The sequence below is a fragment of the Anaerotaenia torta genome, from assembly GCF_050433395.1.
Taxonomy (GTDB): domain Bacteria; phylum Bacillota; class Clostridia; order Lachnospirales; family Lachnospiraceae; genus Mobilitalea; species Mobilitalea torta.
In genome coordinates this window covers 157,399-172,297 of the sequence record NZ_JBNPXH010000001.1, presented here as the reverse complement: position 1 = coordinate 172,297, position 14,899 = coordinate 157,399, and the positions used below count along the sequence as shown (strand labels likewise).

Annotated in this window: 10 protein-coding genes; 4 read left to right on the top strand and 6 right to left on the bottom strand. The window is 49.1% G+C overall.

Annotated features, from left to right (window positions below; translation table 11 throughout):
* The first annotated feature begins 10 nt into the window (after positions 1–10).
* Complete coding sequence (locus tag HNQ56_RS00765) at positions 11–1,798, top strand: NADH-ubiquinone oxidoreductase-F iron-sulfur binding region domain-containing protein (protein ID WP_429141791.1); 1,788 nt, start codon at positions 11–13, stop codon at positions 1,796–1,798.
* Between the two features lie 38 nt (positions 1,799–1,836).
* On the top strand, positions 1,837–3,591 hold the full coding sequence (locus HNQ56_RS00760) for an NADH-dependent [FeFe] hydrogenase, group A6 (RefSeq protein WP_429141789.1): 1,755 nt from the start codon (positions 1,837–1,839) through the stop codon (positions 3,589–3,591).
* Between the two features lie 143 nt (positions 3,592–3,734).
* Here HNQ56_RS00760 and HNQ56_RS00755 read toward each other — a convergent pair whose 3' ends face one another.
* The 5 genes from HNQ56_RS00755 to tig all read right to left on the bottom strand — a co-directional run bounded on the left by HNQ56_RS00755 (position 3,735) and on the right by tig (position 10,416).
* Positions 3,735–4,280 carry an NADH peroxidase gene (locus HNQ56_RS00755; protein ID WP_429141787.1) on the bottom strand — a complete coding sequence of 182 codons (546 nt, stop codon included), beginning with the start codon at positions 4,278–4,280 and terminating at the stop codon, positions 3,735–3,737.
* 413 nt (positions 4,281–4,693) lie between these two features.
* Positions 4,694–5,077, bottom strand: a complete 384-nt coding sequence (locus HNQ56_RS00750) for a Fur family transcriptional regulator (protein WP_429141785.1) — start codon at positions 5,075–5,077, stop codon at positions 4,694–4,696.
* 88 nt (positions 5,078–5,165) lie between these two features.
* The gene (locus HNQ56_RS00745) at positions 5,166–6,758 is read right to left on the bottom strand and encodes a DEAD/DEAH box helicase (protein ID WP_429141783.1); all 1,593 of its coding nucleotides are present in this window, start codon (positions 6,756–6,758) and stop codon (positions 5,166–5,168) included.
* Between the two features lie 294 nt (positions 6,759–7,052).
* Positions 7,053–9,218, bottom strand: coding sequence for a YgiQ family radical SAM protein (locus HNQ56_RS00740; RefSeq protein WP_429141781.1), 2,166 nt, complete (start codon positions 9,216–9,218; stop codon positions 7,053–7,055).
* A gap of 52 nt (positions 9,219–9,270) precedes the next feature.
* Positions 9,271–10,416, bottom strand: coding sequence for a trigger factor (gene tig, locus HNQ56_RS00735; protein WP_429141779.1), 1,146 nt, complete (start codon positions 10,414–10,416; stop codon positions 9,271–9,273).
* Between the two features lie 260 nt (positions 10,417–10,676).
* Between tig and HNQ56_RS00730 the strand changes: the two genes are divergently transcribed.
* Both HNQ56_RS00730 and HNQ56_RS00725 read left to right on the top strand, forming a co-directional pair.
* Positions 10,677–12,464 (top strand): ABC transporter ATP-binding protein, encoded by a 1,788-nt coding sequence (locus HNQ56_RS00730; protein ID WP_429141777.1) that lies wholly within the window; start codon positions 10,677–10,679, stop codon positions 12,462–12,464.
* Complete coding sequence (locus HNQ56_RS00725; RefSeq protein ID WP_429141775.1) at positions 12,461–14,335, top strand: ABC transporter ATP-binding protein; 1,875 nt, start codon at positions 12,461–12,463, stop codon at positions 14,333–14,335. The genes HNQ56_RS00730 and HNQ56_RS00725 overlap by 4 nt, the downstream gene beginning before the upstream one ends.
* A gap of 56 nt (positions 14,336–14,391) precedes the next feature.
* Here HNQ56_RS00725 and HNQ56_RS00720 read toward each other — a convergent pair whose 3' ends face one another.
* Complete coding sequence (locus HNQ56_RS00720; protein ID WP_429141773.1) at positions 14,392–14,709, bottom strand: cyclic-di-AMP receptor; 318 nt, start codon at positions 14,707–14,709, stop codon at positions 14,392–14,394.
* Positions 14,710–14,899: the final 190 nt, after the last annotated feature.

Below are 14,899 nucleotides of genomic sequence, written 5' to 3'. Positions count from 1 at the left end.
AGGGCACATAATGTATCGTTCACACGTATTGGTTTGCGGTGGTACCGGATGTACTTCCTCTGGAAGCATCAAAATCATCGAATCCCTGCAGGCAGAAATTCAGAAAAACGGTCTGAAGGACGAGGTTTCCGTAGTACAGACCGGCTGTCACGGCCTCTGCGCCCTGGGACCCATTGTAATTATATATCCGGAAGCAACCTTCTATGCCATGGTTAAGGAGGATGACATTCCCGAGATCGTATCCGAGCATTTGCTGAAGGGCCGTATTGTACCCCGTCTGCTTTACAGGGAGATGGTAACCGAGGACGGACTCCGTTCCCTGAATGACACGGATTTCTATAAGAAGCAGCACAGAATTGCTCTCCGCAACTGCGGTGTAATCAATCCTGAGAATATTGATGAATATATCGGAACCGGCGGCTATGAGGCACTGGGCCGTGTTTTGACCGAATATACCCCCGACCAGGTTATCCAGACGCTTCTGGACAGCGGTCTGAGAGGCCGGGGCGGCGGCGGTTTCCCCACCGGCTTAAAGTGGAAGCTGGCGAAGGGAAATGATGCCGACCAGAAATATGTATGCTGTAATGCCGACGAAGGCGATCCGGGCGCTTTCATGGACCGTTCCGTGCTGGAGGGTGATCCCCATGTAGTACTGGAGGCTATGGCCATTGCCGGTTATGCCATCGGGGCTTCCCAGGGCTATATCTATATTCGTGCGGAATATCCCATCGCGGTTGATCGTCTGGAGATTGCCATCAATCAGGCAAGAGAATACGGATTGTTAGGCAAGGGTATCTTCGGCAGCGATTTCGATTTTGATATTGAGCTGAGACTTGGAGCCGGCGCCTTTGTGTGCGGTGAGGAAACAGCGCTTATGACCTCCATCGAGGGCAACCGCGGCGAACCCCGTCCCCGTCCTCCGTTCCCCGCTCAAAAGGGCCTGTTCCAGAAGCCTACTATTTTAAATAATGTAGAAACCTACGCGAATATTCCTCAGATTATTCTCAACGGTCCCGAATGGTTCTCTTCCATGGGTACCGAGAAGTCCAAGGGAACCAAGGTATTTGCCCTGGGCGGTAAGATCAACAACACCGGCCTTGTGGAGATTCCTATGGGAACCCCCCTTCGTGAAGTAATCGAGGAGATCGGCGGCGGCATCCCTAACGGCAAGAAGTTCAAGGCAGCCCAGACCGGCGGCCCCTCTGGCGGATGTATCCCCGCAGAGCATTTTGATATTCCCATTGACTATGACAATCTCATCAGCATCGGCTCCATGATGGGCTCCGGCGGTCTGATTGTAATGGATGAGGACAATTGCATGGTTGATATCGCCAAGTTCTTCCTGGAATTCACCGTGGATGAGTCCTGCGGAAAGTGTACTCCCTGCCGTATCGGAACCAAGCGTCTCTATGAAATTCTGGATAAGATCACAAAGGGACAGGGTACCATGGCGGATCTGGATAAGCTAGAGGATCTTTGCTACTATATCAAGGAGAATGCACTCTGCGGCCTGGGCCAGACTGCTCCTAATCCGGTATTGTCAACCCTGCGCTATTTCAGGGATGAGTATGTTACCCATGTAGTGGATAAAAAATGTCCCTCCGGTGTATGTAAGGCCCTTCTTTCCTACATCATCGACGCTGATAAATGTAAGGGCTGTACCCTCTGTGCAAGAGTCTGCCCCAGCAATGCCATCGAAGGTAAGGTGAAGGAGATCCATATCATTGACCAGAGCAAATGCATCAAGTGCGGCGCTTGTATGGAAAAATGTAAGTTCGGCGCTATTTTCAAGAAATAACGGATGCTGGCCATATCGATTATTATAGGAGGATTTAAATGGAAACGGTTAATATTAAAATAAACGGCATGCCAATGCAAGCCCCTAAAGGCGCTACCATATTAGAAGCAGCAAAGCTTGCCTGCATCGATATTCCCACCCTCTGCTTTCTGAAGGATATCAATGAGATCGGCGCCTGCCGTATCTGCGTCGTAGAAGTCAAGGGTGCCCGGAGCCTTGTTGCAGCCTGTATGTACCCGATTTCGGAGGGTATTGAAATTATCACCAATTCACCCAAGGTTCTTTCATCCCGTAAGAAAACCCTGGAACTGATCCTGTCCGACCATGACAGAAAATGTCTCTCCTGTGTGCGCAGCGGCAACTGCGAGCTCCAGAAGCTCTGCAATGACCTGAATGTACAGGATGAGTACCTGTATGACGGAGAGCGCACCCACTATACACTGGACAACAGCTCTTCCCATATGGTTCGTGACGATAACAAATGTATTCTTTGCAGACGCTGTTCCGCAGTCTGTGATACCATTCAGGGCATCGGTGTCATCGGCGCCAATGAGCGCGGCTTTGATACCAATATTTCCTGTGCCTTTAACATGGGTCTGGGCGAGACCAGCTGTGTATCCTGCGGTCAGTGTATCGCCGTATGTCCCACCGGCGCACTGCTGGAGAAGGATTATACCGATGAGGTATTTGCAGCCCTTGCAGATCCCGACAAATATGTAATTGTCCAGTCCGCACCTTCTGTACGTGCCGCTCTCGGTGAGTCCTTCGGTCTCCCCATCGGCACCAATGTAGAGGGCAAGATGGTGGCAGCCCTTCGCCGCTTGGGCTTTGACAAGGTATTCGATACCGATTTTGCCGCTGACTTAACCATTATGGAGGAAGCCAATGAGCTGATCGACAGAATTCAGAACGGCGGCAAGCTGCCTCTGATTACCTCCTGTTCCCCCGGCTGGGTTAAGTTCTGCGAGCATTATTTCCCTGAGATGCTTGATAATGTATCCAGCTGTAAATCTCCTCAGCAGATGTTCGGTGCCATCACCAAGACCTATTATGCTGAGAAGAACAATATTGATCCTAAGAAGATTGTTATGGTCAGCGTTATGCCCTGTACGGCGAAGAAGTTCGAGATCGGCAGAGAGGATCAGAACGCTGCGGGCGTTCCCGATGTGGACATCTCCATCACCACCCGTGAGCTTGCCAGAATGATCGAACGTGTGGGCATCAACTTCCTGTCCCTGCCGGATGAGAGCTTCGACGATCCCCTGGGCAGATCCACCGGAGCGAGTGTAATCTTCGGCGCTACCGGCGGTGTTATGGAGGCAGCCCTCAGAACGGCAGTGGAGACCATTACCGGTGAGGAGCTTTCCAGCCCTGACTTCAAGGAAGTTCGCGGAACCATGGGCATTAAGGAAGCAACCTACCAGGCTGCCGGCCTGAAGGTTAATGTAGCGGTAGCTTCCGGTCTTGCCAATGCCAGAAAGCTTCTGGAGGATGTGAAGGCCGGCAGAGCCGATTACCACTTCATCGAGATCATGGGATGCCCCGGCGGCTGTGTAAACGGCGGCGGACAGCCCCAGCAGCCCGGCGTGGTAAGAAACTTCACCGACATCAGAGCACTGCGTGCAAAGGCCCTGTATGACCAGGATGCCCGGATGGAGGTTAGAAAATCTCATGAAAATGAGGCGATCAAGGCCCTTTACAATGATTATCTCGGGAAGCCGGGAAGCCATAAGGCCCATGATATCCTCCATACCACCTATGTAAAGAGATCCGTGAATAAGATCGGATCATAGTACCCAAAAAGATAGCCCCTGTTTTCACAGGGGCTATCTTTACTCTGGGAACAATATATAAGGGGAGTATATATAATGAGGGGTTATATATACTTTAGATGTAAGCAAATTCATTGGGAAGCTCTCTCTGGGAGATCCCTTCTCTATTTATTGAAATATCTCTGAAGCAGACCCTGGAACGCCTTACCGTGTCTGGCTTCATCCTTCGCCATCTCATGAACCGTGTCATGAATTGCATCCAGATTAGCCGCCTTGGCACGCACCGCCAGATCCTTCTTACCCATACATGCACCGTTCTCTGCGTCCACTCTCATCTGAAGATTTTTCTTCGTGCTGTTTGTTACAACCTCACCAAGGAGCTCTGCAAACTTCGCCGCGTGCTCTGCCTCTTCCCAGGCCGCTTTCTCATAATACATTCCAATCTCCGGGTAACCTTCTCTGTGGGCCACTCTTGCCATTGCGAGATACATTCCGACTTCCGTGCATTCACCCATATAGTTGTCTCTTAAATCCTTAATGATATCCTCGCTGACACCCTGGGCAACTCCTACCACATGCTCATCAGCCCAAAACATATCATCCGACTTCTCGGTAAACTTCTCTTTCGCTGCCCTACAGATAGGACATGCATCCGGTGCACTGTCTCCTTCGTGAACATAACCGCATACCTGGCAAACAAACTTCTTCATGATGAAAATCTCCCTTTACTGTCACAATTTATGTATTTTTAATATCAGTAATAGTTATCATTACTGTATTTATATGATACTACTTGATTAACTGTTTGTCAACACCCTTTTTAAACTTTTTTTCTAATATCTTCATTAAACAATAACCGTTGAGCCTGTGGCAGGGAGGAGGGCATGGTGCTCCCATAATGCACTGTATGTAAGAGATGTGATTGGATTTGTATAGCACAAACGAACATTTTTGTACGATGGTGACATACAAATCCAGTCATATGTCTTCCATTCCGTGTGTGAGGGAGCACCATGCCCTCCTCCCTGCCACAGACTCAGCGGTTCCACTAAACTCAAAAAGGCCCGGAGTATTATGAAAATTCATATCACTCCAAGCCTTTTGGTAGCATCCTTTTACACTGTCACATATTACAATCAGGGCATAAACCATGGAAATAGGTGACATGTCCTTCGACCTTGCCCCCAAAGCCCTTTCCTGCAGCATTAATAATATGATCAATGGACTCCATTTCAAGATCCATTACCTTACCGCATTCTTTACAAATAAAATGATAATGTGGATCCGGGTTGGCGTCAAAACGGTCACTGCCATCCTGACAATTTATCTTTAGTATTTCCCCCTGCTCCGCCAGCAAATTCAAATTGCGGTAGACGGTTCCAAGGCTGATGTTCGGATGTGTTGCCCTTATATTCATATAAACGGTGTCAGCGGTCGGATGCTCCTTCGTTTGCATTAAATATTCTTTAATGGCCTCCCGCTGTCTGCTGTACTTATTGACTGCCATAATAAATACACTCCTATCAATAATAGTAATTATTATTATAAACTCTTTAGAGTGCCTCGTCAAGATAAGAATTCTACCAGTTCAGTTCCTACTTACGGTTTGCCGGTTCGATATTGATGGTCTTTCCTTTGATTTTTGCTGATTTCATGACCTGGATGACATCGGAGGCGTACTCTCTGGGCACCTCCACGAAGGTGTACTTGTCGTACATATCGATGGAGCCGATGAGCTTTCCGGGCATGCCGGTCTCGCCGGCAATCGCTCCGAGGATGTCTCCCGGCCTTACATTCTGCTTCTTACCGAGATTGACGAAGAGCCTTACCATTCCAGCCTCCGCACCGGTATCGCCGAAGTCCTCCCGGCCTTTTTCCTCTTCCGGCCTGCTCAGGTCCTCTCCCATGCTCATCTTAAGGAAAGCAGCCGCAAGATCCAGGGAGGTGAAGTCCTCTTCGTTTAATCTCTCTTCGATCCGATCGATATATTTGGATAAATCCTCATTGAGGATGAGCTCCTTTACCCGGTCCAGAATCTTATCTGCCTTGACCGCTGTCACATCATTCAGGGAAGGAATTGGCTGAACCTTCACCTTGGTGTTGCAGTATCTCATAATATCCTTCAGCTTATAGATTTCCCTGCCTACCACCAGCGTAAAGGCTCTTCCTTCCCGCCCGGCCCGGCCGGTACGTCCGATACGATGGACATAGTATTCATCATCCTGGGGAACATCATAGTTGAATACCGCCTCCACATCATCCACGTCGATTCCCCTGGCCGCCACATCCGTTGCTACAAGAATCTCTGTTCTTCCGTTGCGAAAGCTATGCATTACCCTATCCCTCTGCTGCTGCTTCAGATCACCGTGAAGCCCCTCGGCAAAATATCCTCTTCCCTGAAGCGCCGCCGTAAGCTCATCCACCTGCTTCTTGGTATTGCAAAAGATCAGGGAAAGCTTCGGATTATACATATCCAGAAGGCGGGACAATACATCCTCCTTATTTCTATGGGTAACCTCATAATAATATTGCTCAATCTTGGGAACCGTCAGCTCCTTCTTAACCACGCGGATCGTCTGGGCATTCTTTTGATAGGTCCGGGCAATCTCCAGAATCGGTCCGGGCATGGTAGCAGAAAATAATACAGTCTGCCTTTCCTCCGGAACCTGGCTTAAGATGGTTTCAATATCTTCCCGGAATCCCATGTTCAGCATCTCATCCGCCTCGTCCAGGATTACCGTATTCACAAAGTCAAATTTGACCGTCTTTCTTCTCATATGATCCATTACCCGTCCCGGCGTACCGATGATAATCTGTACACCCGACTTCAAGGAACGTATCTGTTTTGCAATCTCCTGTCCGCCGTAAACAGGAAGGATCTTAATCCCATGCATAAAAGCCGCCAGCTTCCGGATCTCTTCCGCTACCTGAATTGCCAGCTCCCTGGTAGGGCATAGCACAACGGCCTGAAGCTGCCGTTCCTTCGGATTCACCTTCTGCAGCAAGGGTATTCCAAACGCAGCAGTCTTGCCCGTTCCTGTCTGTGCTTGCCCCACTACATCCTTACCCTCCAGAATTACCGGAATTGCCTTCGCCTGTATAGGCGACATCTCTTCAAATCCCATCTCCTCAACTGCACGGAGAATAGCAGGATTCAAATCTAACATTTCAAATTTTGTTGTTTCCATTCAATATCTTCCTCTTTCTTTCTATAAATAGTCTGCTGCCCAATCCTCTGATTTGATATAAGAGTGGTTCGAAAAGCGTGCCGCCCGTTGTTCTATCACTGTTATTATTACCCGCAGGAATGTATCCATTCCAGAGACACACAGCACACCGTAAAAACAGCTCTTAGTCCCTTAGACCAAGAGCTGATTCATCCTTAAATTAACTTTAAATCAATTCATTATGAAACAGATTCCTTGCGTAGTATATCATTGGAACCATCCGATGTCAAGAACTTTCCTTAGGAGCAGGGTATTTTAGTGCCTGCTTTTTTGTTTCTGCGATTTGCCGGATGAACGGGATCCTCCTGGCCTTCCCAGATTCTTAGATCTTTCCTGGACCGGTCCTTTCGCTTTACTGCTTCTGTCCATTCTCCCCTGCCGGTCTCTCCCCGCAGCTGCTACTTTCTGTCCCTGCTGCTCTCTTTCTGTCCTTTGTCTGCTTCTCTGCTTTTCTCTTTCTATCCTTTGTCCGCTCCTCTGCTTCGACCCTTCTATCCTTTGTCCGCTTCCCTGCTGCTCTCTTTCTGTCCTTTGTCCGCTTCTCTGCTTCGTTCCTTCTGTCCGCCGTTTTCCCTTCTCGGCTCCCTGCTTTACGGCCTCTGCCCCTTGCTTTTCTCTGGAAAGCTGTCTGGGACGGATCAGACATTTCTTATCAAAGCCGATCAGATCCATACGCCCGGCCTTTCTTAGGGCTTCTGCTACCAGCTCATAATTCTTCGGATTGCGGTATTGGATCAGTGCACGCTGCATCGCCTTCTCATGGGGGGATTTGGGCACATATACCTCCCGCAGGGTCCTGGGATCCAGTCCGGTATAGTACATACAGGTGGAGATGGTGGAGGGGGTAGGATAGAAATCCTGAACCTGTTCCGGCATATATCCCAGATCCCTGAGATACTCTGCCAGCTCAATTGCCTCCTTCAGCGTGGAACCGGGGTGGGAGGAAATCAGATAGGGCACAATAAACTGGTTCTTCCCCAGCCTCTGATTCATCTTCTTATATCTCTCCTGGAACTTCTCATATACGGCATTGTCCGGCTTCCCCATCAGCGTCAGAACACTGTCACTGATATGCTCCGGTGCTACCTTCAGCTGACCGCTGACATGATGCTCACAAAGCTCTGCCAGGAACTGATCGTCCTTATCCGCCATGAGATAGTCGAACCGGATACCGGAACGGATAAATACCTTCTTAACCCGGGGCAGACTTCTGAGCTTGCGCAGCAGATTCAGATAATCGCTGTGATCTACCTTCAGACTCTTGCAGGGCTCAGGAAACAAGCATTGCTTATTGATACAGGCCCCTTTCGTCCCCTGCTTCTCACAGGCAGCATGGCGGAAATTCGCGGTCGGTCCTCCCACATCATGGATGTATCCTTTAAAATCCGGTTCCCAGATCAGCTGATTCGCCTCGGACAGAATGGACTCATGGCTTCTTGTCTGAAGAATTCTTCCCTGATGGAAGGTCAGTGCACAATAATTGCAGCCTCCGAAGCATCCCCGGCTGCTGGCCAGACTGAACTTAATCTCTTCAATTGCAGGGATTCCCCCTGCCTCCTCATAGGAGGGATGATAACTTCTCATATAAGGAAGGGAATATACCCGGTCCATCTCCGCCTGAGTCAAGGGTCTGGCCGGGGGATTCTGCACCACATATTCCTTTTCTCCATAGGATTCCACCAGACGTTTCCCGGAAAAGGGATCCGTATTGGAGTATTGGATTTGGAAGCTCCGGGCAAATTCTCTCTTGCTCGCGGCAATATCCTCATAGCTGGGCAGCATCACTGCATCATAGACCGAATCCAGGCTTTTGGCCTTGAAGACAGTGCCGTTAATAAAGGTGATATCCCTGATCGCTATCCCGCTGTCCAAGGCCTCCGCTATCTCCACGACGGAAAGCTCGCCCATTCCGTAAGAGATGATATCCGCCTGGGAATCCAACAGGATTGACCGCTTCACCTTATCACTCCAATAATCGTAATGGGCAAGCCTTCTTAAGCTCGCTTCTATTCCGCCGATAATAATCGGTACCTGTTTATATTTCTTCCGGATCAAATTGCCATAAACAACTGTCGCATGATCCGGCCTTCTTCCCATCTCCCCGCCGGGAGAATACGCGTCGGTCTGCCGCCTTCTCTTAGCAACAGAATAATGGTTGACCATGGAATCCATGTTTCCGCCGCTTACCAGAAATCCCAGTCTTGGCTCTCCAAGAACCGTGATGCTCTCGCTGTCCTTCCAGTCCGGCTGAGGAATGATACCAACCCGGTATCCGTGGCTTTCCAATACTCTGCTGATAATAGCCGGACCAAAGGAAGGATGGTCCACATAAGCATCCCCTGTCACATAGACAAAGTCGCACTGCTCCCATTCCCTCCGTTTCATATCCTCCATGCTGATGGGTAAATAATCTCTAATCATTCCATTCTACCTTTTCATTAGATACCCTGCTTCGGCCGGTTAACTTTCTATCTTAAGCCTCTACAGACTGTCCGATAATAAAATCAACCGCCTTTTCCCAGGTCAGGCTTTCCCTGATCTGCTCTTCTGTGGCATACTGTAAGAACTGTTCCTCGGACTCATAGCCATATTGATCCACAAAATCCGCGATGCCCTTCTTGTATTCATCCTCTGTAATATCCAGCTTCTCAGCCTTAATAATTGCAACAAGCACCAGTTCCTGCGCGGCTCTGCTTTCTGCAAGGGACTTCATATCTGCCTCAAAATCCTCCATTGTGATACCGTTAAGAGAAACAAAGTCCTCCAGGCTATACCCAAACATGGCCGCATACTGTGTATAAGAGCTTTCCAGCTCGTACGAATAATAGTCAAGCAGTGACTGTGGGTAGGATGAAATCGTAGAGTTCTCAATGATGGCGGTCAGCAGATTCGTGGCCTTCTCATTCCTCATCGCATCCTCATTCTCTTCCACCAGGTCCGCACGGATCGCTTCCTTATATGCAGCTATACTATCATAATCCGTATTGTCCTTTACATAGTCCTCGGTTAATTCAGGAACTATGGAAACCTTAATGGCATTAACCTTTACATTAAAAACTACAGGTTGTCCCGCCAGATCGGGATTTCTCTCATACGGGCTGGGAAATGTAAGATCCAGCGCCAGCTCGTCTCCCACCTTGGCACCGATCAGTCCTTCCTCGAAGCCGTCAATAAACTGGTTGGAACCGATCTCCAGGTCAAAGCCCTGGGCCGTACCGCCTTCAAAGGCAACGCCATCCTTTAAGCCTTCATAGTCAAGATTAACCGTATCACCGGTCTGAACCGCGCGGTCTGTTACTTCTTTTTCCTCCGCATTTGCATTCAGTTCATCCTGAATTGCATCCTCTACATCCGTATCCGTTACTTCACGCTTCGTATAGGTTACAGTAAGCCCCTTATAGTCACCCAGTGTGATGTAGTCATCCACTTCATAGGCTTCCTTTACCGGAGCTTCCGGTACAGTGCTGTCTCCTTCGGAATTATCGCTGTCCGCCCCCGGAGTTACTTCCGTATTCGTATTATCAGGCTGTAATCCGTCCCCTATATTCTTCTTTCCGCATCCCCATGCCAGCGTCATGACGCTTAGGCTTAAAACTAAAAATAATAATTTCTTTTTCATTCTATTAATCCTTTCCTCTTTGCACATCGGCAGGCTGCTCTCCTCATCCGAAACATATTTTTGCAGTGCTATACTACGTTATATCATATTTTTCATAAAAAAGAAAGTCAAAAACAAGATTTCACAAATATTTCATCTATTCTGAAGCAGTTATTTTTTTAATTGTTGCGATTGCCGTAATCTGTTATAATGTCCACGATGAGCAGATTAGTCCATAACAGCTATGATGCCAAAGGTTTCTATCGGGGGAGGACGGGGACATGATAAAAATAGAAAGCCGGGAATATACGCTGGGGGATTTTTTCAGACTTCCCTGGGCCGTCTCGCCGGGAATGGCGCTCTTGCGGGTAGTTGATAAAATTATCTACGCTCTGATTCCTTCCTTACAGGTATTGGTAACGGCAGATTTTATTGATACTGCCATTGATATTTTCAACGGGCAGGGGGAGAAAAGCCGGATTATTATGCCCCTGACGGGAATCCTGCTGCTAATCTCCCATCAATATATTACCTATGCCCTTATGGGCCTTGTTAAGACAAAGCTGGATTTAAATCTGACGGAGGCCTTCCGCACTGCTGTTACGGACAAATGTGCCATGTTGGAATACCGTCATATAGAGAATAATGAAACCTGGGATTTGATTGAACGTGTGGGGAAAGATCCTGCCGGGCGGTTTGGAAACGGATTCGACATTATGCTGCGGATGGCCGACATGGTCCTCCGCGTCGGTTCCATATTGCTTGTGCTGGCAGCCCAGGTATGGTGGGCGGCGCTTGTTATTCTAGCCTTCTCCATTCCGCTGTTCCGGCTGGCTGTCAAAAGCGGCAGGGACAATTATGAAGCCTCTAAGGAGGCCGCAAAGCATACGCGCCGGGCCGGCTATCTGCAGGGTGTGCTGACTCAGCGGGACAATGTGGAAGAACGGGCGCTGTTTGAATATTCCGGGGAGCTGAATAGACGGTATTATGAAAAATATACGGCAGCCTATCAGATTACCATGCGGGCACAACGCCGCCGCTTCGTGAAGATGAAGAGCGCCAGTCTGATCACCGTGCTGATTTCTGTTTTAATTGCAGGAGTGCTGATTCCCCCGCTGGGTACCGGCGCGATTACCCTGGGAATGTTCATGGGTTTTGTCACATCCGCCTTTGGTCTGGCTCAAATGATGTCCTGGGAGCTCACCCACATCACGAGCGAACTCGCGGGCAGCCGGGAATATCTGCGGGATCTGACCGCCTTTGGCAGACTCTCTGAAACAACGGGCGCCGCGGATCTGCCCTCTCCTCATGTGATCGAACCGCAATGCATGGAGTTTTGCGGGGTATCCTTCGCCTACCCCGATACCGGAAGGGTGATTCTCCAGAATTTAAACCTGAAATTGCTGGCCAAAAAGCATTATGCCTTTGTTGGTGTCAACGGTGCGGGGAAGACCACCATTACCAAATTACTGACCGGCCTGTATGATAATTACACAGGAGATATTTTGATTGACGGAAGAAACCTTCGCGATTTCACCCAGTCAGAACGGAAAGCCCTGTTTTCCGTGGTATATCAAGACTTCGCCAAATACCAGCTTCCCATGGCTTCCAGTATTGGGCTTGGGAATATCCATGGAGCGGCGGAGCCGGAGATCAAAGAAGCACTTCAGACCCTGGGACTGGATGAAATGGTTTCAAAACTGCCGGAAGGCCTGCATACACCCCTGGGCAGGATAAAAAGCAACGGAGTCGACCTGTCCGGCGGCGAGTGGCAGAAAATAGCCATTGCCCGCTCCCTTATCAGCCGCGCTCCGGTACATATTCTGGACGAACCCACCGCCGCTCTTGATCCTGTGGCCGAAAGCGAGGTGTACCGGCTGTTTGGCAAAGTCACGGAGGGTAAATCCACCATATTCATCACGCACCGGCTTGGTGCGGCGCGGCTTGCCGACGAAATTTTCGTAATTGCAGACGGATGCGCAGCCGAGCAGGGCACCCATGGAGAGCTGATGGAGAAGGGCGGCGTCTATGCAGAAATGTATGAGGCCCAGAGGGGGTGGTACGCATGAAGACAGAAACACGCAAAAAGACGAAGGATCATTCCCGTATCAATGTTTTTGAGGCATTTTGTACCCTGCTTCCTAAAATCATCCGGGTTTCCCCCTGGGTTTTTGTTCTGTGGCAGGTAATATCCATAGCCCACGGACTTGCCTATGGCATGATGGCTCCTGTTACCCAGATATTTTTTGACCAGGCCGCCGGCTACGCGGCCCATAAGACCGAATTATTAACCGTGATCCTGGGATTGATTTTTCTGGGGCTTGCGCATGCTATAAAGCAGGTGCTTAACGGTGTCTCCAACTTTATGCTGATGATGTATTATCGTAAGGCCGAAGGGGCCCTCTCCCTCGGGGTTCACGAGAAGATGAGCCGGATTGCGCCCGTATGCTTTGAGGACACCGGGATACTGGACGATATGAATAAGGCCCTTCAAGGAAAGAACGAAGCTGTCTGGTTTACAGGAACCATTTTATTAATGTGCAATTTTTATATTCCTTATTTTGCGGTCATGGCTTTTTATCTTTTTGCCATCAAACCGCTTTTAGCAGTTTCACTGGCACTCATCTTCACGCCGACTTTACTGACCCAGATTTTCCGGACAAAGGTTTTCACAAGGGCGGAGGATCGGGCGGCTCCGGTCCGCCGGGAATTCGATTATTATGAAAGCTGTTTAACCGGGCGGGAATATTTCAAGGAAACCCGGATTCTGGGCGCCTTCTCCTTCTTTAGAACGTTGTATGCGGATTCCTTGTCCCTTTTGAACCGGTTAAGGTTTCGGGCTTCTGTAAAATCCGATCTGGCTGAATTGGGAATGCAATTGCTGTCACTTAGCGGATACGCGGGTATTTTGCTTCTGCTGCTTGATTCCCTCTTGAAGGGAGAGATCAGCGCCGGCGCTTTTGCCGCCATATTCGGTTCGGTTGATCAGATGTTTTCCTTGATGAAGGAGTTGATTTGTTCCAATCTCGGGGCCGTTGCCCGTGATTTCGGCAGAGTCCAGAATTATCTCCGCTTCCTGCAGATGCCGGAGAGGGAAGGTGCAGACGCTGAGATGCCGGAACATGCGGACATCTCATTGCAGGGAGTATCCTTTTCCTATCCGGGGGCAGAGAAAAAGGCGGTGGACAATGTCACCCTGACCATCCGCTCCGGGGAAACCGTCGCTTTGGTGGGTGAAAATGGTTCCGGCAAATCCACCCTGGTCCGCCTGATTACCGGGCTGTATCTGCCCGATGCCGGAGATGTGCTGTATGAGCCGGTAACGGTTCCTGCTTTGCAGACCGCCCCGGTGTTCAACGGCGGAAGGCCGGACTCCCCTCGTATCTTTAATACAAGGAATATGTCGGCAGCTTCCTTATTCAGACAGACTTCAGCCGTGTTTCAGAAATACCAGCGGTATCAGATGACCCTGGGTGAAAACATCGGTATCAGTTCTGTAAATAAGCCCGTCAGTGAAACCGAACTGGGTAAGGTCTGCATCCAGGCCGGCATTGATCAGAGTGACCGTTCCTTATCCAATGGCTGCGATACCATGCTGTCACGGGAATTTGACGGTGTTGATCTGTCCGGAGGCCAGTGGCAGCGCGTGGCGATTGCCCGAAGTTTTTTCCGGCCCCACCGCTTTATTGTCCTCGACGAACCTACGGCGGCCATTGACCCCATTGAGGAAACAAAAATATATAACCGCTTCGCCGAAATTTCCCGGGATAAAACTGCCCTTATTATCACCCATCGGTTAGGCTCGGTTAAATTGGCGGACCGGATTTTAGTAATGAAGGGCGGCAATCTGGTTGAGCAAGGCACACATGCGGAATTGATGGCATTGGAGGGGGAATATACCCGCCTATACCGGTCACAGGAGCAGTGGTATATTGAATAGGTCAAACCAAAAAAAGATATCCTTCATCTTACATTATGAAGGATATCTTTTCTTAACTATATTTTTTCATATCGGTCTACATCCATTACGAATATGGTGGCTCCCCCTACATTGACGACAACATTCATTGATGCATATTCTACTGTGCCTACCGGATTGGAGATGATCTGCTGTCTCGGACCGCATTCCTTCCTCACAATTTCGATCACCTTCTCCACCTTCTCTTCTTCCGTTCCGATCATCAGAGTGGTATTGCCTTCCCGAAGGAATCCTCCCGTCGACGCCAGCTTGGTCACATAATATCCGGCTTTGTTCAATGCCTCCGTTACATAGCTGCTATCAACATTACGAACAATTACATAAATTAATTTCATAAGACTCCCTTCCTTTCTATACTTCTGTCTTAACAAATGTCTTAATGTATAAAAATTCTGTTATCTGCAGACAAGCTTACCGTTCTTCCTTATACCTTTTTATACCTTTATTATAATATACCCGCTTTGGAAAGTAAAGTGACAATACCGTCTTGCAATTCCGCCTTGCGGCTCCATTTTCCTCTGCCTT